Below are 18,451 nucleotides of genomic sequence, written 5' to 3'. Positions count from 1 at the left end.
GTCCTTTATCTAAGATTATGTCATCACTGGCACGCGGAATTCATCTTTGCCCGCCGTTCTCGGCATTCGGCACCGCCAGCCCGGGCTCCACGGCTAAACTTGGTACCGTGAGCGATTCATCCAAAACCATGACTGCACTGTCCCGCTTGGCGATCATCATCGCCATCCTTTCCACCCTGGCGCTAATTGGAACTCTCGTCTTCTATTTCCAGGAGATCGCCATCCCGCCCGTGCTCATGCTCTTCGCGCGCGTAGGCTTGCCCATTGCATTCATCCTGGCCGCCATCGTGGTCTTCGGAAGCATCGCCAAGCGCCGGAAAAGCTAAGCAGCTACCCCAGGATTCGCTCAGGAGACTCCCAGACTAATTCGGCACACTGGGATTCATGAGTCCAAAAACTGCTGAGGCAAAACTTCTCGTTGTTGACGACGAGCCGAACATCCGCGAACTGCTCTCCACTTCCCTGCGCTTTGCAGGCTTCGAAGTTGTCGCTGCCGCCAACGGGCGCGAAGCCCTCGCGGCCGTCGAGGCCGAGGAACCCGACCTGGCTGTCCTGGACGTCATGCTTCCGGACATGGACGGCTTCACCATCACCCGCAAGCTGCGCGCCGCCGGACGCCACTTCCCGGTGCTGTTCCTGACCGCCCGCGATGACACCAATGACAAGGTCACCGGCCTGACCGTCGGCGGCGACGACTATGTCACCAAGCCATTCAGCTTGGACGAGGTCGTAGCCCGCATCCGTGCCGTGCTGCGCCGCACCGCCAGCGGCGAGGACGAGAACGCGACGATTGTCGTTGCCGACCTTGAACTGGATGACGACGCGCACGAGGTCCGCCGCGCCGGCGAGATCATCGATCTCTCCCCCACCGAATTCAAGCTGCTGCGCTACCTGATGATGAATCCGAACCGCGTGCTGTCCAAGTCGCAGATCCTGGACCACGTGTGGGAATACGACTTCAACGGCGATGCCTCGATCGTCGAGTCATACATCTCCTACCTGCGCCGCAAGGTGGACCGCCCGGAATGGCCAGCATTGATCCAGACCAAGCGCGGTGTCGGCTACCTGATGCGCACCCCGGACCGCCGCTAACGGCACATGTAACGGTCCGCGCCAATAGTTGAAGGCCTTGTAAAGTCACCATATGAAGTCATTTCGAGCCCAGTGGCGCCGCACCTCGCTGCGGACGAAGCTGGTCGCGGTCATGCTTGGCCTGATGATCGTCGCGATCTTCGCTACCGCCATCGGCTCAGCGCACACGCTGAGGATCGCGATGACCAGCCAGATCGACAAGCAGCTGAACGTGTCCAAGTCGACGATGGCCTACGGGCTCAACAAGGCCTACCTCTACTCCCTGAACGAGGACAACGGCAGCCATGACGCGCTGGACGTCGATGCCACGCTGCTGGGGCTGAGCAGCGCCTACGCCGACATCCGCGACCAGGATGGCGAGATCGTCTACGTGATGCCGCGTTCGCGGGTGGGCCCATCCAACGGCACGGATTTGCCGTTGCTGAACATGGAGCAGATCCAGCAGCTGGCGGCCCACCCGAATTCCCCAGCCACGGTTCCCGGTGCTTTCCCCACCTCCGCTGGCTGGCGCACGGTCATGATCCCGCTGAAGAGCAGCGAGCTGAACCTGTTCTTGTCCCTGCCGCTGGACAATGTGAACCGCACCGTGAACCAGACCGCGGTGCTGGTGCTCTCCACCGGCACGCTCGCCGCGCTGCTGATGTCGATGATCGCCTATGGCCTCACCGGGCGTTCGCTCAAGCCGCTGATCAATGTGGAGCGCACCGCGTCGATGATCGCCGACGGCGACCTGTCCCAACGCGTGAAGGACTACCCGGCAGAGACCGAAGTGGGCAGGCTTTCCCGCTCGCTGAACGCCATGCTGGCCCAGATCGAAAAGGCGTTCAACGACCGCGAGGCCTCCGAGCAGAAGATGCGCCGCTTCATCCAGGATGCCTCGCATGAGCTGCGCACCCCGTTGGTGACCATCCAGGGCTACTCCGAGTTCTATCGCTACGGCGGGCTGGCAGATCCGGAAGCCATGGATTCGGCGATGAGCCGCATCGAAGGCGAATCCAAGCGCATGGCGCGTCTCGTCGAGGACCTGTTGATGCTCGCCCGCCTGGACGAGCAACGCCCCATGGAACGGCAGCCGGTGGACCTGCTGGTCCTTGGCCAGGACGCGGTGGAAGACACCAAGGTCCGCGCACCTGACCGCACCGTCAAGCTCGTCGGGCTGACTTCCGACCGGCCAAGCCCGGCCAGCACCGTCGGTGATGACGCCAGGATCCGGCAGATCATTGCCAACCTGCTCACCAATGCGCTGCGCTACACCCCGGAAGGTTCCCCGCTGGAAATTGCCGTGGGCGTGCGTTCACTGGTGGCCGGAACGATGGACGCAGTCGTTGAAGTCCGCGACCATGGCCCGGGCATCCCGGCCGAAGACTCCAAGCGGATCTTCGAACGCTTCTACCGCTCCGACAGCTCGCGCCATCGCGAGACCGGCGGTTCCGGACTGGGCTTGGCAATCGTCGCGGCCATCGTCCAGCAGCACGGTGGTTCGGTGGCGTTGGCCGATACCCCCGGCGGAGGCGCAACGATGTCCATCTCGATGCCCTACGTGCCGCTTCCTGAACCGAAGGCCCCGGAAGTCGACGATACCGAGGATTAGCGCCGTTGGACTTCTCCACACCCCGTGCCGGCTTGCGCCGCCACGGGGTGCGGTGTTTCTAAGGTAAGTGCATCAGTGACCGATTCACGTATTTTAGAAAGGGTGATTTCAGTGAGCACGTTCTCCACCAACACCGGTGAGATGCAGGTGAAATCCCAGGCCGTCATGAATACCATCGACCGGCTGCGCAATGAAGTCTCTACCATGCAGATGAACCTGGACCAGTTGCAAAGCACGTGGCAGGGCTCCGCCGCGGCTTCCTTCCAGTCGATCGTGGCCGAATGGCGCTCAACGCATGTCCAGATCGAAGAGGCGCTGAGCAGCATTGCCACCGCGCTGAACCACGCCTCCATGCAGTACGAGGAGGTCGAGCAGGTCAATACCTCGCTGTTCCGATACTGACCAGCGCACGCGCAGCGGCAGGTTGATCAGTAGGCTTAGCCTTATGAGCATTCTGATTGACCCGCCGCGCTGGCCTGCCCACGGCACGCTCTTCGCCCATCTGGTGTCGGATACGTCATTGGCTGAACTGCATCAGTTCGCCGAGCAGCAGGACATCTCGCGCCGGGCCTTCGACCGGGACCATTACGATGTCCCGCGCGAACGCTACGACCAGCTCGTTTCCGCCGGCGCTCTCGAGGTCTCCGGCAGCGAACTGGTGAGGGCACTGGTCAAATCCGGGATTCGGATCCCGGCCAAATACCGTCCAGAGAAATTAGGGGCGGTGCTCGCCCGCCGGTGGTCCCGCACCTTGCCTACCGAACCGCAGCTCGGATCCGAGCTGCTGGGCTGTTGGTCCCAGAGCCACCGGCACTACCATGACCGGGTGCATCTGCTCTCCGTGCTGGAAGCCATCGACTGGCTGGCCAAGAACCAGGCCGATCATGAAGAGCTCATGCTCCTTCAGCTCGCCGCCTGGTTCCACGATGCCGTCTACGAGGGAACCAGCGAAGACGAATTCAAATCGGCAATCATGGCCCGCGAGCGGCTGTGGGGAGTGCTCTCCCGCGGTGCCGTGTCGAAGGTCAGCGACCTGGTCATGCTCACCGCAACGCATGCGCCCGCAGAAACCGATCGCCTGGGACATATCCTCTGCGATGCCGACCTGGAGGTCCTGGCCCGTCCCGCCTCGGCCTACCAGCGCTATGCCGAGGCGGTCTACAAGGAGTACGAGCATCTTCCGCGCCATGTGCTTGCCGCCGGGCGCAGCAAGATACTGGCCAGCTTGCTGGAGAAGGAACGGATCTACGGCACCCCCGCCGGATACCAGCGCTGGGATCGCAGCGCCCGGCATAATCTGCAGACCGAACTGGAACTGCTGCGCGGCTGGCTTTAGCCCGGTGCCCGTTGCACGCACAACGGCCGATGGCCCGGATCCCTTCTTGGAAGGATCCGGGCCATCGGCGCGTTGACTGCGTGCTTAGTGCATGCGGGAAGCTTAGAAGCCGCCCATTCCGCCCATGCCGCCCATGTCATCGCCACCGGCTGGAGCAGCGCCAGCAGGAGCTGGCTTATCTGCGACAACAGCTTCGGTGGTCAGGAACAGGCCAGCGATCGATGCAGCGTTCTGCAGTGCCGAACGGGTCACCTTCACTGGGTCGTTGACGCCTGCCTCGAGCAGGTTCACGTACTCGCCGGTTGCGGCGTTCAGGCCGTGGCCCGCAGCCAAGCCCTTGACCTTGTCAGCGACAACGCCTGGCTCCAGGCCGGCATTCAATGCGATTTGCTTCAACGGGGCTTCGATGCCAACGCGAACGATATTCGCACCGGTTGCCTCGTCGCCTTCCAGGGCCAGCTTCTCGAAAGCAGCGGCGCCAGCCTGGATCAGAGCCACGCCGCCACCGGCGACGATGCCTTCTTCAACAGCAGCCTTGGCGTTGCGCACGGCATCCTCGATGCGGTGCTTGCGCTCCTTGAGCTCCACCTCGGTAGCAGCGCCGGCCTTCAGCACAGCGACACCGCCGGAGAGCTTTGCGTGGCGCTCCTGCAGCTTCTCGCGGTCGTAGTCCGAGTCGGTGTTCTTGATCTCGGCTGCGATCTGCGCCTTGCGGCCCTCGATGGCGTCGGCTTCGCCGCCGCCTTCAACGATGGTGGTCTCGTCCTTGGTGATGACGACCTTGCGAGCGGTACCCAGGACCTCCAGGCCGACGTTGTCCAGCGACAGGCCGATTTCCTCGGAAACAACCTGGCCGCCGGTGAGGATGGCGATGTCGGTCAGCATGGCCTTGCGGCGGTCGCCGAAGCCCGGAGCCTTGACGGCAACGGACTTGAACAGGCCACGGATCTTGTTCAGGATCAGGGTGGCCAGGGCTTCGCCCTCGACGTCTTCGGCGATGATCAGCAGCGACTTGTTCGACTGCATGACCTTCTCCAGCAAGGTCACCATGTCCTTGACCGAGGAGATCTTCGAGTTCACGATGAGGATGTATGGGTCCTCGAGAACGGTTTCCTGGCGCTCTGCGTCGGTGACGAAGTAAGCGGAGATGTAGCCCTTGTCGAAGCGCATGCCCTCTGCCAGCTCCAGCTCCAGGCCGAAGGTGTTGGACTCTTCAACGGTGATGACGCCCTGCTCGCCAACCTTGTCCAGAGCCTCGGCGATCAGGCCGCCGATCTCGGTGTCGCCTGCGGAGATCGAAGCGGTAGCAGCGATCTGCTCCTTGGACTCGATCTTCTTCGCAGCGGCGAACAGTTCAGCGGTGACGGCTTCTACAGCCTTGTCGATGCCGCGGCGCAGCGCGATCGGGTCGGCACCTGCGGCAACGTTGCGCAGGCCTTCCTTGACCAGTGCCTGTGCGAGCACGGTTGCGGTGGTGGTACCGTCGCCAGCGACGTCGTCAGTCTTCTTGGCAACTTCCTTGACCAGCTCTGCGCCGATCTTCTCGTAAGGCTCTTCGAGGTCGATTTCCTTAGCGATGGACACGCCGTCGTTGGTGATAGTAGGAGCGCCCCACTTCTTCTCCAGAACAACGTTGCGGCCGCGTGGGCCCAGGGTGACCTTCACGGCGTCAGCAAGGGTGTTCAGGCCGCGCTCTAGTCCGCGGCGTGCTTCCTCGTCAAATGCAATCATCTTAGCCATTGTGGCGTACGGTCCTTTCGGGACGATTTTGCGAAAATGCAACCGACAGACAGCGCCCGCGACGGACGAGTGGACCGGTGCGGCATCGGGCCAGCAACCGTTTCAGCTCTCGCTATCTGAGGTATTTTCCACGCTCCACGCGCCGCATCCGCCATCCAGCGCTTTGGACGTCCTGGTGAACGCAAAAGCCGACCGGCGTTAGCAGTCGCAACGCATGAGTGCTAATACAAATATTGGCACTCTCGCATGGCGAGTGCAAGCCGATCGGCTCTGAGCGTATGGAATTATGAACGAATTATTCGTTGAGCCCCAGGGTGTCGTCTGATCCCAAAACGACGGTGACCCGGTTCGGAATGTTGCTGGTCTGCAGGACTTCGTCGATATTTAGGACTTCTGCGGCTTTTTCAGCGGTGGTCCGGTAAGCCTCGGACATGTAGTAGACCGCGGACACTTCGGCCGGCTTGGTCCAGTTGTCGGCGACGACGCTGGTGAACCCGGCTTCGGTCATGGCTTCCTCGCCCGCGTTGGCCAGGCCGGCGACGCTGGCCGCGTTGTAGACGCCAATCAGCTGGCCATAGAGGACGTCCTCGTCATCGATGGTGCTTGATGGCGATTCGGATTCGCTCGGTGCTGCTTCCTCGGAGGACTCGGCCGTCTTTTCATGGGATTGCGAGGTTTCGCTTTCAGCCGAAGTCGCAAGGGTCTCCTTGAGCTGCGGACCGAAGATGAAGGACAAGGCACCGATCACTAGCACGAGCACTGCGGTCAGCACTACCCAGCGCAATTTCCCACCGGTTGACTTTGACGCGGCGGACTGCGCCCATCCGTGGGCGTGGTGCGAACCCACACGGGTGCTGAATTCCGGAACGCGATCAAATTCGTCACGCGGGTAGTTGGTCATTCTCGTCCTTGCTCGAGGTCTGATTGGTCGCGGCAGGCAGGGTTATCGTCCCGTGCCGACCTTACCGCCCACGCGACGTTTTGTAGAACGTGCTCTGCGCAGGCGCTTGACCAACATCGGGTCGTAGGCCAGTGCCGCGTCGGTTTCAATCAGCTGGTTCAGCAGCTGGTAGTAATTCGTCGGCGACATCGAAAACTGCTTGGTAATGGCTTGTTCCTTGGCCCCGGCATACTTCCACCACAACTTTTCCAGGTTGAGGATCTGTTGCGAACGCTCGTCCAATTCCGAATCCGGGTTCATCACGAAATCCGCCAGCAATCCATTCTCAGCCATACGTTCTCACCTCGGTTCTTGGATCGGTTTTCTCGGGTTTCGGCTATGCATGCAATCCACCACCGGTAGATATACCACCGATATTCTAACCAATCTGCTTGCCTAACACCGTGTGGCCGAGCACAGGCACGCCAGAAAAACGGCACAATTGCCTCTATGGACGATATGCAGCCAGCACTTTTCGATGCTCCCGAGCCAGCCGCGACGCCCGTGTATGACGCGGCGGATTTCCCGTTCTACCACGGCGCAAAATCCATGGCCGACCACGGGTTTATTGCCGTAGACTGGGTTCCTGCGCTCAGCCGCCAGGACTCGCTGCTGCGTCGCTTGGCCACCGATTTGGCGGCCCGCTCGGCAGCCGGCGAGCAGATCCTTCCAGCGCCGGAGGTGATGTTCCGCGCACTGAGCTTGCCATTATCCGAGGTCAAGGTCCTAATTATTGGCCAGGACCCCTATCCGACGCCCGGCCACCCCAACGGCTTGGCCTTCGCGGCGAATAAGCAGGTCCGCCCGCTGCCGCGTTCCCTGGCCAATATCTACAAGGAGCTGCAGGCCGATCTCGGTCTGGATCCGGTCCCGCATCCGGATCTGGGTCCCTGGCTGTCCCAGGGAGTCTTGCTGCTGAACCAGGTGCTCTCGGTGACCGCGGGCAATGCCGGCTCGCACCAGAAGCTGGGATGGGCGCCAATCCTGCAGGCAATCCTCCAGGCGCTGGATGAGCGGCCGCTGCCTTTGGTGGCGCTGCTGTGGGGCAATCAAGCGCAGAAGCTTTCCGGATCCCTGCCCAACGCCGTGCAGCTGCAAAGCGCCCACCCCTCGCCGCTGTCCGCCTCGCGCGGCTTCTTCGGCTCCAAGCCCTTCTCGAATATCAATCGGCTCCTGTCCGATAGCGGACAGGAGCCGATTGACTGGTCATTGCCGAGAACTTAGCGTCGGCGGATGCGCCGGCGCTCGCGCCGGGCGGTAGAGGTCAACGGACGGCACAGCGTATCGCCGAAGACGACCCCGCCAGCGATGGAAAGCATGATCGCCATCGCGTTGAACATTTCCACCAGGCCGGTGGCCATGTCTTCCACGTTGATGACGATTCCGTACATTGCGCGGAAGATCATCAAGCCGGGAAGCAGGAACATGACCGCGGGGGCCGCCAGCACCAGCTGCGGGGACCTGAGCTTGTCCGCGGCCAGCCGGGCGGCGAAACCGATCACCGTGGCAACCAGCGCCGGGGTGGCCCGGTCACCGAGTCCAATGCTTACGGCCAGCAGCTGCACCAGGTAGCCGCCAACAGCAATGCCGGCAGTAGGCAGCAGCAGGCGCAGCGCGCTTTGCTCGGTGACCGCACCGGCAACGATGGCCACACCCACCAGGATGACCAGCAGCCAAGCCGGATACTCTGTTGTCGCGATCTGGTGGACATCGACCTTTTCCCCGCCGAGCAGATCCGAGATCACCAACGCCGTGGCAATGCCGCAGAGGATCGCCCCGTAGATCAGGCTGGCAGAGAACAGGCGGCCTACCGCGGTCACCGGGAAGCCGTTGATGGCATCTTGCAATGCCGAGACGAACCTGCCCGACGGGAGCAGCAGCAGGATGCCGCCGGAAACCACCAGCGCCGGATCCAGCGGTGCATGGAATTGGTGCCCCAGCAAGGCGATGCCCGTGACCGCCAAGGTCGAGGCGGCGATGGTGAAGAACTCGGGCACCCGCCAGCGCGAACCGTACCGCCCGATCTGCGTCACGAGGCTCGAAGAGATCATCGCCACCAGCGCGCCAGCCCAGGAACCGCCAATGAACAGCACGAACGCGGCGGCGAACACTGCCCGCCCGCAGGCGACGATCCAACGCGGGAACGGCTTGGGTTGCCGGGTGATCTCCTTCAGCCGCTTGGCCGAGGCGGTGCGCGATACGCCGCCGGCGATGATGTCCGAGACGAGCTCGTGCACCAGCACCATGCCGGCGTAGTTCGCGGTGTAGGAGCGGACCACGCGCAGCACCGAATAGCTTTCGGCATCCGGCGGGCTGTAGTTCAAATGCAGGGACTGGTTGGTGATGTCCACGTCCAAGTGGCTCAGGCCCAGTGCCGCGGTCACCGCGATGATGCTGGTTTCCACTTCCAGGGCGCCTGCGCCGTAGCGGATCAGGGTCTCGCCCAAGTCCAGCGCGAATTCCATGGTGCGCCGGTTGGATGCGTCCTGGTCCACATTGATCTTGGGGTTGGCATAGGGCGTGCCCTGGAGGCGCTCGACGATGTTCAGCGCCTGGGTGGGAGGGGTGTCCGAGATCCACATTTTCGCCAGCAGGCGGCGGGCCACCGGGTTGGCGCGGGTAGGCATGAGGGTGATGCCCTCATCGGTGGTGTGGACCTGGCCGGTGCGCCACTCGATATCAGAGGCATCGGCAGCCGCCACATTGGCGCTGACCGCGGTGTTGAGCGGCAGTTCCGAGGCCATGGCAGGCTCTTCGGCGGGTTCCGCCGGATGGAAGCCCATATTGATCTCACTAGTGGCAATGCGGGGCAAGGCGCCAGCGGCAGGAGCCGGATCCTCGCCTGCGGCAGTCGACTCGGCGGACTGCTCCTCGCTAGATCGATGCGCCACGAATCACTCCCCCTCAACCAAAGTTTTTCCCATGGGATTCACCATACAACCCGTGCATGGAAAGTTGGCCTGAACGTGGTGAATTCGCGAGGTATCCCCGGACACATTCAGGGGTATTTTCGGCCACTGGAATACTGCCGGTCCGCAGTTGGTTGCACCAAGCGGAAGTTAGATGTGTTTGCATATATTCGGAGGTTCCAGTGACTACGCAGTTCCCCTTGCCCGAGATCGGCGCCGAGACCTTCGGCGACATCACCGAGGACGCCGACGGCAACCCGCTGAGCCATGCCCAGGTGATCCGCAATGTCATCACCGAAGGGCAGCAGGCCGAAGCCTCGAATCTTGATTTCTTCGGCGTGGGCGAGCACCACCGCGACGACTACGCCATCTCCTCCCCCGAAATCGTGCTGGCCGCACTGGCCAGCACCACGCAGCGCATCAAGCTGGGCACCGCGGTAACCGTGCTCTCCAGCGATGACCCGGTGCGCGTCTACGAACGCTTCGCGACCTTGGACGCCATTTCCAACGGGCGGACCGAGATCATCGCCGGCCGCGGCTCCTTCATCGAATCCTTCCCGCTGTTCGGCCTGGACCTCGAGGACTACGAGGACCTGTTCGAGGAGAAGCTGCATCTGCTGGCCAAGCTGCGCCACGGCGCACCGGTGTCATGGCAGGGAAAGCACCGCTCTGCCCTGCGCAACCAGCAGATCTACCCGCTGCTGGAGGGCAAGCCGCTGACCACGTGGGTGGGGGTCGGCGGCAGCCCGCAGTCGGTGATCCGCGCTGCCCGGCACGGCCTGCCGCTGTGCCTGGCCATCATCGGCGGCCAGCCTTCGGCGTTCGAAGGCCTGGCCACCCTCTACCGCCGCGCGCTGGAGGAATTCGGCCAGGAGCAGCTGCCGGTCTCGGCGCACTTCCATGGCCTGGTGGCTGGCAGCGACGAGGAAGCCCTGGAAACGCTCTGGCCCCATTACCAGCGCACCATGAACCGGCTGGGGGCCGAACGGGGCTGGCCACCTGCCAGCAAAATGCGCTTGCAGGCCTCCATGGGACCGGAGGGAGCCATGATGGCCGGCAGCCCGGACACCGTGGCGCGGAAGATGGCCAAGGTGGCCCAGCAGCTGGGCCTGTCCCGCGTCGACATCAAGTACTCTGCGGGCTCCTTGCCGCACGAGGCGATGCTGGAGAGCATCAAGCTGCTTGGCGAAGAGGTCAAGCCTCGGGTGCACCAGCTGCTCGGAGCCTAGCTTCCGGACTGTGCCGGAGACGACGAAAGCCACCGCATTGCGGTGGCTTTCGATTTTGGTGGATCTTACTGGACTCGAACCAGCGACCTTTCGCGTGTGAGGCGAACGCTCTAACCAACTGAGCTAAAGATCCATCTGCGCCCTGACTTGCTAGCCAAGTGCATAAGCAATCCTACCGGGGAAACGAGCCCCGCTCCAAATCGGCCCCGGCTCAAGCCGCCGGATCCCTGCCCCGAACACGCCGATGTGCCGCATCGAACGCCGCGTCGAATCCCAGCGGCTTGGCCAGTGAGTAGAGCAGAAAAACAATGCCGAATGGTTTATTTGGGATTCACCTGAAAGTACCCTTTTCCACTTGTCAAAAAGGGACTTCAGGCTCCATAATTTTTCTAGCTCATCGAGCTCAAACTGGACCCTACAAGGAAGTTGCCGGAAGCCGCCGGCATCGGTCCCCTCAAGGCCAACGAAACCGCGCAGTGGATTTTGATCCACCGCGCAAAGCCTCATCTTTCGTTCGTTCTTAGCTTTTAGGACCGTACCCCAGTGTTTGAAAACCTGAACTTTTCCTTGTCATCCCTATGCGTTCAGCCAGCCCAGCGCGATGAATTGGCGACCCTCTACACCGTGGTCGACCAGCGCTGGCATCAGAAGTTCGATCGCCTCAGCCTCCTGGTGACCGTGCGCGACCAGGGCACCCTGGTTGCCGCCGGCCTGGTGCACGACTCCATCGTGGCGCCGACGTCCTCGATGAACGCGGTGGAACTGGGCTGCATGGCCGTGCGCGCCGACTACCGTCGCCTGGGCATCCGCCAGCATGTGACCTCATTGCGCCTGGCCCATGCCCTGCGTTCGGGCAAGACCCCGATCAGCGTCATCGATTCGCAGAACCCTGCCTCCTGGGCCTTCTACGAGCGCTCCGAGCTGTGGCAGCGCGAGCGCAGCTTCGAGCACGAGGGCCGGCTCAAGTTCATCTACCGGGCCACCGAAGCCGCCTGGCAGTGGGCCGCGGACCTGCCGCAAGCTTCCGCCGACCAGGTAGCCATCCAGCTGCCCGGCGCCGCGCAGCCGGTCCCGAGTTTGGCTCTGCCCGCCAGCCCGATGGACCGCTTCGCCGCGCAGTTCGGCTCCGAGGATCCGGCCTCCGCCGTGCCGGTGATGTGACGGCTTGGGACGGCTTTCTGGATCAGGCTAGAACAGGGCGTCCTGCTGCTCGTCCACCACGGCGTGGCCCGGCAGCGGGGCGACTTCGCCGGCCCGGCGAGCGCGAGCTGCCTCGTGCAAGTCGATCGGGGTGACCTTCAGGACCTCATCGACCATGGCGTTGAGGAACTGCGGGGCGGCAATGTCGGCAGGCACCGGGGCATGGACGCACTTGACCTCCGGCTGCTCGGCCGCATCATCCCAGTCCACCAGCAGCAGACCGGTTGCGGTGTAGCCGAAGCCGTCGCCGAAGTCGCGCAGCTTGCGGATCATGTCCACGGTGCGGCGGAAGGCGGCCGGCTCGGATTCCAGGATCGTGGCGCGCTGCACGAAGAAGAACCCGACGGCGGCCAGCGGGTAGCGGGCGCGCAGGTTCGCCGCGTCGCCGTAGGCCTCTTCATAGCGGTTGGCCAGGTTCTTGCCGAAGGACGAGGTCATCGCCTTGGTGCTCAGCAGCAGTTCGGGGCCGGTGGACCAGTGGGTCATCACCACGTCGGTCTGCTTCATGTAGGCGCGGCCCAGGATGCGCGCGTCGGTGCTGCCCGCCTTGCCCGCCATGATCGACTCGTGCACCTCGTCGGCCAGCCGTTCGGGCAGCTTGCGCAGCAGCTGGAGGATGTCGCTGGACAGCACCCGCGGCGCTTCGGGGCGCGGCCAGACCAGGTCGGCATCGAATCCGGCACGCCGCAGCTCGTGCGCCAGCCAGGCATCCACGCCCTGGGCGAAGCGGCCCGAACGGGTGACGGCCTTGGAACGCACCGGGATGCTCAGCAGCCGCTCGAGCACCGCGTAGGACGGGTTGAATTCCCCGGTGACCGCGCCATTATCCAGCCAGGGCGAATCCTTCGGCGCTGACATCAAGGTGGTGTCGAATTCGGCGAAGGCCAGGGTCTTCTCGATCGCAGGATTGGCCACGCTTATCCCTTCACTGCTTTGCTTCGGGCTTTGCGGCGTTCGAGCATGTTCATCCGCGCCGCGCGCAGCGCCTCGATCGCTTCCGCATCCAGGCCGAGCAGCGCCTGCAGCACCACGGAATCCACCAGGTTCGCCGCTTCCTGCTTGCGCCCATGGGCCAGCAGCTCGCGCACCTCGGGCTTGATGGCGCGCAATTGCGGGGCATGGCGCTGCACCATGCCGATGGCCGGGACCGGCAGCTGGTCGGCTTCGCGCGGCTCCAGCTTCAGGATGCCGCCGCCGTAGGAACGTCCCACCATTTCGGCGCCGAGCATGGTCAGCGTGTTCAGCGATGCCACCGGAAGCAGCTCACGGCCCAGCTCGCGGGCATCGGCACCCAGGTACACCCCGTGGATCGAGTTGATATGGTGCACCCCGGCCTCGTTGGCGGTCAGCCGCGGGGTATCGGCGTTCATGTAGGTCATGAACAAATCCGGCACCGACAGCACCGGCACCCGCCACCACGGCGAGCGCACCCGGCACTTGTAGGCCGCGTCCACGTTCTGCAGTTCGCCGCTGGCCACGAAGCGCGCGCCGGCGCCGCTGGGTTCCGCGGCGGGACGGAACATCCAGGCCGCCGCCCCGTGCGCTGCCAGCTTTTCCCAGCCCTCCTCGCTCAGCTCCAGCCCGCGCAGGTGGCGCGAGCCCGGCGGCGAGATGCGGATCAAATCCTCGTCGGCCAGCCCCAGCTCCTGGACCTGCGCGGCGGAAAGCGTGAACCACTTGTTGTTGCCGGTGACAGCTCCCAGCGAGGTTTCGCCCCAGGACTGCAGCGGAGCCATCCGGCCGGCGGCCAGAGCCGCGGACAGGATCCCCTGCGCTTCGAGGCCCACCAGCGATCCTGTCCAGCGGTCGTTGCCGCGTGCCGGGGTGTGCCGGGTGCCAGCGCCCAGGGTGTGCCGGGTGTCAGCGCCCAGGGTGTGCAGGTCATGGGCATTGCGGAATTGGTGCAGGCTGAAGGAATCGCTGGAGCCCTGGCGGTACCCCTCGGCCAGCAGCAGCACCACTTCTTCCTGCGCGTCGGCAAACAGGCGTTCCTCGAAGACTGCCAGGTGCACGCTGGCGAAGCGCTCGAGCAGCATCTGGCGCACCGGCCCTGCGTAGTTCACGAACATCAGCTCTGCCGGAAGCACCAGCGCCAGGCGCCCGCCGTCGGCCAGGAAGCTGGTGGAGTGCACGACGAAGGCCGCCCAGATGCTGGCCAGCTGGTTCAGCTCCACGCCCGAGGCCTTGGCCGTGGCGCGCGAGAGTTGCCGGTCGGCACCGCGGTGCAACTGGTAGCGCACATAGGGCGGGTTGCCGATGACCGCATCGAAGTCTGCGTGCCCGGGAACCTCGAAGAAGTTGGCCTGTTCGATCCGCGCGTCGATCCCGGCGGCCTGCATCCGCGCGCGGGCCGCCTGCACCGATGGCTCGTGCAGCTCCAGGCCCACCAGTTCCACCGGGCCCCTGCCATCGTCCAGCACCGCGTTCGCGGCGGCCAGGAATTGCGCATCGCCGCAGGAGGGTTCCAGAACCCTGCTGCCGTGCTGCCCCAGCGCCCACTGCGCCATGAAGCTGGCCACGGGTTCCGGGGTGAAGTAGGCTCCGCGCGCATGGCGGGCGGTGGCCGGATCAGTCAATTCTCTACTCAACACTCATCGATCTTTCCACGCAGGCCAGACAGTTTGGCTGGCCCAGAAGACCGGGTCCGGGCTGCAACTTCTCTCTTCTACGTGCGCGGGACTCCCGCTGGTTTCCATTCCTAGTGGGCGGCTTCGGCTTCGCCCTTGCGGCGCAGCTTCTGGATGCCCAGAACGATGGCGGTAATCACCGAGCCGATGATGAAACCGGCCAGGCAGGAGAAGGCGGTATTCACCAGCCAGCCGAGCATGGCGCCGGCCTGGCCGGTTGCGTCGTGGACCAGCAGCTCCACATGGTGCACGAAGCCGTATGGCGCATGCCAGCCGAGCTCGTCCATGCCGACCAGCAGCAGGTGCCCGCCGACCCAGAGCATCGCGATCACGCCGACCTTGCTCAGGATCGACATCACGATGGGCATCGCCTTGACCAGGCCGCGGCCGATCTTCTGCGAGAGCTGGCGCGGCTTGGCGGCCATGTGCAGGCCGATGTCGTCCATTTTCACGATCAAGCCCACGGCGCCATAGACCACGACGGTCATCAGGATCGCGATCACGACCAGGATCAGCGCCCGGTTCAGGAAGGATTCGTGCGCCACCTCATTCAGCGAGATGACCATGATCTCCGCAGAGAGCACGAGGTCGGTGCGCACAGCCGAACCGATGATCGCTTTTTCGTCGCGCACGCCCTCCTTGCCGCCCGGAGTGTGGTGCTTGATCGCGCCCATCGCTTCGAGCAGCTTCTCAGCCCCTTCGAAGACCAGATAGGCGCCTCCGACCATCAGGATCGGGGTCAGCGCCCAGGGGGCGAACTGCGAAAGGATCAGAGCGACCGGAAGGATGATCAGCATCTTGTTCCGGATGGAGCCAACGGCGATCTTCCAGATGATCGGAAGCTCGCGCTTCGGCGAGAGCCCTGCCACGTATTGCGGGGTGACTGCCGCATCGTCGATCACGACACCCAGGGATTTGGTGCTGGCCTTGCCAGCGCCCAGCGCGATGTCGTCCAGCGATGCCGCGGTGACTTTCACCAGGGCGGCCACGTCGTCCAATAGTGCTGCAAGGCCTCCGGCCATGGTCGGCTCCTCAAATCTAGGTTCTGCGCAGAATTCTACCGGCGGGATCCTAGAGCCTGCCACAGGCGCGAGGTTGCATCGGGCACAATCCGTGGTGAAAACGAAAACCGTGCCATGAAAACTCATCGGCACGGTTCCAGCTGCTGGTCCAAGACCAGATCAGAGCCCCCTACCGGATTCGAACCGGTGACCTTCAGTTTACAAGACAGACGCTCTGGCCAGCTGAGCTAAGGGGGCGTACCGGATAAGAATATCCGAAAACCCTGCGGCACTGCGAATTGGCGCAGCCGCGCAGCGCATGCCCGATTAAATGCCAATGGGAAGGAAGCCAGCATTGGCTTCCTTCCCATCGACCGGGTGCGAGATCACTAAGGATACTACCGGATCCCGGACAATTGTCCAGCGGTGGCTGGATGGGCTTACTTGTTGGCAGCGATGGCTTTCTCGACCTCGGTCGGGAAGTCTTGGGTTCCCAGTGCGAACTCCTTGCCCTGGATGAAGATCGAAGGGGTGCCGGCTACGCCGTCGTACTGGCCAGCGGTCGTGGCGTACTGGACGAATGGACGGAACTTGTCATCCTCGATGCAGCTGGTCACGGATTCCGCTGCACCGTTCTGGATGGCCAGGTCCGCAAGTTCGGCGTTCTTCATCTCGCCTTCTGGGTAGTGGCCCCACAGCGCCTTGACGAAGCTCATGTAGGCAGCTGGGCTCTCGTCGGCAACGCAAGCCAGTGCGTTGGCGCCGCGCGAGGAGAAGTTGGTTGGCGAACCACGGTCCAGGTAGCCGACGTTGCGGTATTCAACGGTGACATCGCCATTGGCCAGCCATTCTTCGATCTGGTCTCCGTAGGTGGCCTCGAAGTCTGCGCAGTGGACGCAGTTGGCGTCGACGTACATGGTGATATTGATCGGCTCGCCCTTGTCAGCCACCGTCAGGTCGCGCGGGGTGGCAGGATTCGGCGCTTCGGCAGGCGCTTCAAGGGTCTTGATGTCCACTTTCTCGATGGTCTTCTGTGCAACGGTGTCTGGCGAGGTGACCATGATGCCGCCCGCTGCGGTACCGCCCTGCGGCACGGCGCCGGAGTCGGCAATCTTGGCGTTGTTGTTCTGCACGATCAAAGTAACTACCAGTGCGATGACCACAATCACTGCAGCCAAGACGCCCAGCTTCACGAAAAGCGACTTGCGCTTCTGGGCGGCTTCTTGCGCGGCACGCATCTGCGCCGCCTTCTCACGGGCACTCGCGGTGCGCTCCGCTTTCGATGGGCGCGGGTTATTCGTAGACATGTATTTGGCGTTTCCTTGGTCAGCGGACAAGTATCATCTGGAGTCAAGCTTAGCCAATTCCCGGGGCCCGTATCCGTGAAAACTCAAGATTGATCCACCTTCACAGGACTCACATATCTTCCGCATACAGCCCCCAAAGTGCCCGTCACGGCTTAACTTGAGCGTTAAACCAAGTGACCAGCGGAAATGGTTTGTCCACTGCCATTCCCATCCTGAGTACACAGCATCTGCGCAAAAGTGACGCGTATGACGGTGCAATCCGCCCAATCGTTCCCTTACCAGCCAGTTTTCACTAGGCTAAATAGCAAGAGCAAGGAAATTAGACGAGAAGTCATTCACTCAGAACCGACGAATCTGCACCACGCCGGTGACTCAGATTGAATAAACCAGGAGGTTTGCAGTGGGTAACCCAGCGCCGAGTACAAAGACCGAGAATTCCTACGATTTCGTGGTTGTGGCCAACCGCCTTCCGGTGGACCGCATCACTAATCCTGACGGGTCACAAGGATTCCAGCGTTCGCCCGGTGGCTTGGTGACAGCCCTGGAACCTGTTATGGCCGCCTCCGAAGGCGCTTGGGTGGGCTGGCATGGCGGTATTGGCGAGGAGCTGGAGAGCTTCGACAAGGATGACATCCATCTGGTTCCGGTCCCCCTGGATGAAGACGACATGACCCAGTACTACGAGGGCTTCTCCAACTCGACGCTGTGGCCGCTCTACCACGACGTGATCGTGCCACCGGAATACCATCGCGCCTGGTGGGACCGGTACAAGAGAATCAACCGGCGATTCGCCGATGCAGTACTGGATATTGCCGCTCCGGACGCGACCGTCTGGGTACACGACTACCAGCTGCAGCTGGTTCCGCAGATGCTGCGGCTGGCACGCCCTGATCTGAAGATCGGCTTCTTCCTGCACATACCGTTTCCGGCAGCCAGCCTGTTTTCGCAGCTGCCGTGGCGCACCCAGATTCTGGAGGGGCTGGCCGGGGCTGATCTGGTCGGATTCCAGCGTGAAACCGATGCCAGCAATTTCCTGCGTTGCCTGCGCCGGTTCACCGGCTACTCGACCAAGGGTGATGTGGCTTCGCCGCCAGCCGGAAACGAAATGCAGAATCTCTGCCGTGCCAAGGCCCATCCGATCTCCATCGATACGGAGCACATCGCCAAGCTCTCGCGCGATCCGCAAATCATCGCCCGCGCGGCGCAGATCCGCCATGAGCTGGGCAACCCGAAAACCATCATGCTCGGCGTGGACCGCTTGGACTACACCAAGGGCATCCGCCACCGCCTCAAGGCCTACGGCGAGCTGCTGTCCGACCAGACGTTGCGCGCCGGCGACGTCTGCCTGATCCAGGTTGCCAGCCCCAGCCGCGAAAATGTGGACAGCTACATTGAGTTGCGCGACCAGGTGGAACTGATGGTCGGCCAGATCACCGGCGAGCACGACACCCTGAGCCACACCACTCTGCGCTACCTGCA

General features: G+C 63.1%; 17 protein-coding genes and 2 tRNA genes. 9 read left to right on the top strand and 10 right to left on the bottom strand.

Annotated features, from left to right (window positions below; all coding sequences use genetic code 11):
* Positions 1-107 precede the first annotated feature (107 nt).
* The 5 genes from ATK23_RS00095 (at position 108) to ATK23_RS00075 (ending at position 4,019) form a co-directional block, all read left to right on the top strand.
* On the top strand, positions 108-326 hold the full coding sequence (locus ATK23_RS00095; RefSeq protein WP_157066361.1) for a hypothetical protein: 219 nt from the start codon (positions 108-110) through the stop codon (positions 324-326).
* Positions 327-384: 58 nt separating this feature from the next.
* Entirely contained in the window at positions 385-1,092 is a 708-nt protein-coding gene (locus tag ATK23_RS00090; protein WP_038990042.1) for a response regulator transcription factor, read from the top strand.
* Between the two features lie 52 nt (positions 1,093-1,144).
* A complete protein-coding gene (locus ATK23_RS00085) occupies positions 1,145-2,683 on the top strand; it encodes a sensor histidine kinase (RefSeq protein ID WP_038990043.1) in 1,539 nt (512 codons plus the stop codon).
* Between the two features lie 111 nt (positions 2,684-2,794).
* Entirely contained in the window at positions 2,795-3,085 is a 291-nt protein-coding gene (locus tag ATK23_RS00080) for a WXG100 family type VII secretion target (RefSeq protein WP_038990044.1), read from the top strand.
* Between the two features lie 43 nt (positions 3,086-3,128).
* A complete protein-coding gene (locus ATK23_RS00075; protein WP_066140228.1) occupies positions 3,129-4,019 on the top strand; it encodes a DUF4031 domain-containing protein in 891 nt (296 codons plus the stop codon).
* A gap of 102 nt (positions 4,020-4,121) precedes the next feature.
* Here the strand turns inward: ATK23_RS00075 and groL are convergent, their stop codons facing one another.
* The 3 genes from groL to ATK23_RS00060 form a co-directional block, all read right to left on the bottom strand.
* Positions 4,122-5,759, bottom strand: coding sequence for a chaperonin GroEL (groL, locus tag ATK23_RS00070; RefSeq protein WP_038990046.1), 1,638 nt, complete (start codon positions 5,757-5,759; stop codon positions 4,122-4,124).
* Between the two features lie 295 nt (positions 5,760-6,054).
* Positions 6,055-6,660: a LytR C-terminal domain-containing protein gene (locus ATK23_RS00065; RefSeq protein WP_066140230.1), complete on the bottom strand. Its 606-nt coding sequence runs from the start codon at positions 6,658-6,660 to the stop codon at positions 6,055-6,057.
* A 42-nt stretch (positions 6,661-6,702) separates the two neighbouring features.
* Positions 6,703-6,993 carry a DUF3263 domain-containing protein gene (locus ATK23_RS00060; RefSeq protein ID WP_038990048.1) on the bottom strand — a complete coding sequence of 97 codons (291 nt, stop codon included), beginning with the start codon at positions 6,991-6,993 and terminating at the stop codon, positions 6,703-6,705.
* A 156-nt stretch (positions 6,994-7,149) separates the two neighbouring features.
* Here ATK23_RS00060 and ATK23_RS00055 point away from each other — a divergent pair, with 156 nt between their 5' ends.
* A complete protein-coding gene (locus ATK23_RS00055; RefSeq protein WP_083515529.1) occupies positions 7,150-7,923 on the top strand; it encodes a uracil-DNA glycosylase in 774 nt (257 codons plus the stop codon).
* On the opposite strand, the gene ATK23_RS00050 is transcribed toward ATK23_RS00055, so the two are convergent.
* Positions 7,920-9,590, bottom strand: coding sequence for a threonine/serine exporter family protein (locus ATK23_RS00050; RefSeq protein WP_038990049.1), 1,671 nt, complete (start codon positions 9,588-9,590; stop codon positions 7,920-7,922). The two genes, ATK23_RS00055 and ATK23_RS00050, sit on opposite strands and share 4 nt — an antisense overlap.
* A gap of 200 nt (positions 9,591-9,790) precedes the next feature.
* Here ATK23_RS00050 and ATK23_RS00045 point away from each other — a divergent pair, with 200 nt between their 5' ends.
* Positions 9,791-10,837, top strand: a complete 1,047-nt coding sequence (locus tag ATK23_RS00045) for an LLM class flavin-dependent oxidoreductase (RefSeq protein WP_083515530.1) — start codon at positions 9,791-9,793, stop codon at positions 10,835-10,837.
* Positions 10,838-10,893: 56 nt separating this feature from the next.
* Here ATK23_RS00045 and ATK23_RS00040 read toward each other — a convergent pair.
* A tRNA-Val gene (locus ATK23_RS00040) sits at positions 10,894-10,970 on the bottom strand.
* A 410-nt stretch (positions 10,971-11,380) separates the two neighbouring features.
* On the opposite strand from ATK23_RS00040, the gene ATK23_RS00035 reads away from it, so the two are divergent.
* Complete coding sequence (locus ATK23_RS00035) at positions 11,381-11,998, top strand: GNAT family N-acetyltransferase (RefSeq protein WP_100339216.1); 618 nt, start codon at positions 11,381-11,383, stop codon at positions 11,996-11,998.
* Positions 11,999-12,025: 27 nt separating this feature from the next.
* Here the strand turns inward: ATK23_RS00035 and ATK23_RS00030 are convergent, their stop codons facing one another.
* From ATK23_RS00030 to ATK23_RS00010, 5 genes are all read right to left on the bottom strand, one after another.
* Entirely contained in the window at positions 12,026-12,952 is a 927-nt protein-coding gene (locus ATK23_RS00030; RefSeq protein WP_245858237.1) for a hypothetical protein, read from the bottom strand.
* A gap of 2 nt (positions 12,953-12,954) precedes the next feature.
* Positions 12,955-14,613 carry an N-6 DNA methylase gene (locus tag ATK23_RS00025; protein WP_245858234.1) on the bottom strand — a complete coding sequence of 553 codons (1,659 nt, stop codon included), beginning with the start codon at positions 14,611-14,613 and terminating at the stop codon, positions 12,955-12,957.
* 122 nt (positions 14,614-14,735) lie between these two features.
* Complete coding sequence (locus ATK23_RS00020; RefSeq protein ID WP_038990053.1) at positions 14,736-15,686, bottom strand: DUF808 domain-containing protein; 951 nt, start codon at positions 15,684-15,686, stop codon at positions 14,736-14,738.
* 163 nt (positions 15,687-15,849) lie between these two features.
* Positions 15,850-15,923, bottom strand: a tRNA-Thr gene (locus ATK23_RS00015).
* A gap of 182 nt (positions 15,924-16,105) precedes the next feature.
* The gene (locus ATK23_RS00010) at positions 16,106-16,972 is read right to left on the bottom strand and encodes a DsbA family protein (protein ID WP_066140239.1); all 867 of its coding nucleotides are present in this window, start codon (positions 16,970-16,972) and stop codon (positions 16,106-16,108) included.
* 400 nt (positions 16,973-17,372) lie between these two features.
* Here ATK23_RS00010 and ATK23_RS00005 point away from each other — a divergent pair.
* The coding region (locus ATK23_RS00005; protein ID WP_100339305.1) for an alpha,alpha-trehalose-phosphate synthase (UDP-forming) at positions 17,373-18,451 on the top strand (1,079 nt) is incomplete at its 3' end.

Source organism: Glutamicibacter nicotianae, from assembly GCF_002797775.1.
GTDB lineage: Bacteria > Actinomycetota > Actinomycetes > Actinomycetales > Micrococcaceae > Glutamicibacter > Glutamicibacter nicotianae.
This window is presented reverse-complemented; position numbering and strand designations above follow the sequence as displayed.

Coding starts and splice junctions, on each gene's coding strand:
- ATK23_RS00055 (WP_083515529.1), top strand. CDS start 7,150: ATGGACGATATGCAGCCAGCACTTTTCGATGCTCCCGAGCCAGCCGCG.
- ATK23_RS00065 (WP_066140230.1), bottom strand. CDS start 6,660: ATGACCAACTACCCGCGTGACGAATTTGATCGCGTTCCGGAATTCAGC.
- groL (WP_038990046.1), bottom strand. CDS start 5,759: ATGGCTAAGATGATTGCATTTGACGAGGAAGCACGCCGCGGACTAGAG.
- ATK23_RS00075 (WP_066140228.1), top strand. CDS start 3,129: ATGAGCATTCTGATTGACCCGCCGCGCTGGCCTGCCCACGGCACGCTC.
- ATK23_RS00060 (WP_038990048.1), bottom strand. CDS start 6,993: ATGGCTGAGAATGGATTGCTGGCGGATTTCGTGATGAACCCGGATTCG.
- ATK23_RS00020 (WP_038990053.1), bottom strand. CDS start 15,686: ATGGCCGGAGGCCTTGCAGCACTATTGGACGACGTGGCCGCCCTGGTG.
- ATK23_RS00010 (WP_066140239.1), bottom strand. CDS start 16,972: ATGTCTACGAATAACCCGCGCCCATCGAAAGCGGAGCGCACCGCGAGT.
- ATK23_RS00085 (WP_038990043.1), top strand. CDS start 1,145: ATGAAGTCATTTCGAGCCCAGTGGCGCCGCACCTCGCTGCGGACGAAG.
- ATK23_RS00090 (WP_038990042.1), top strand. CDS start 385: ATGAGTCCAAAAACTGCTGAGGCAAAACTTCTCGTTGTTGACGACGAG.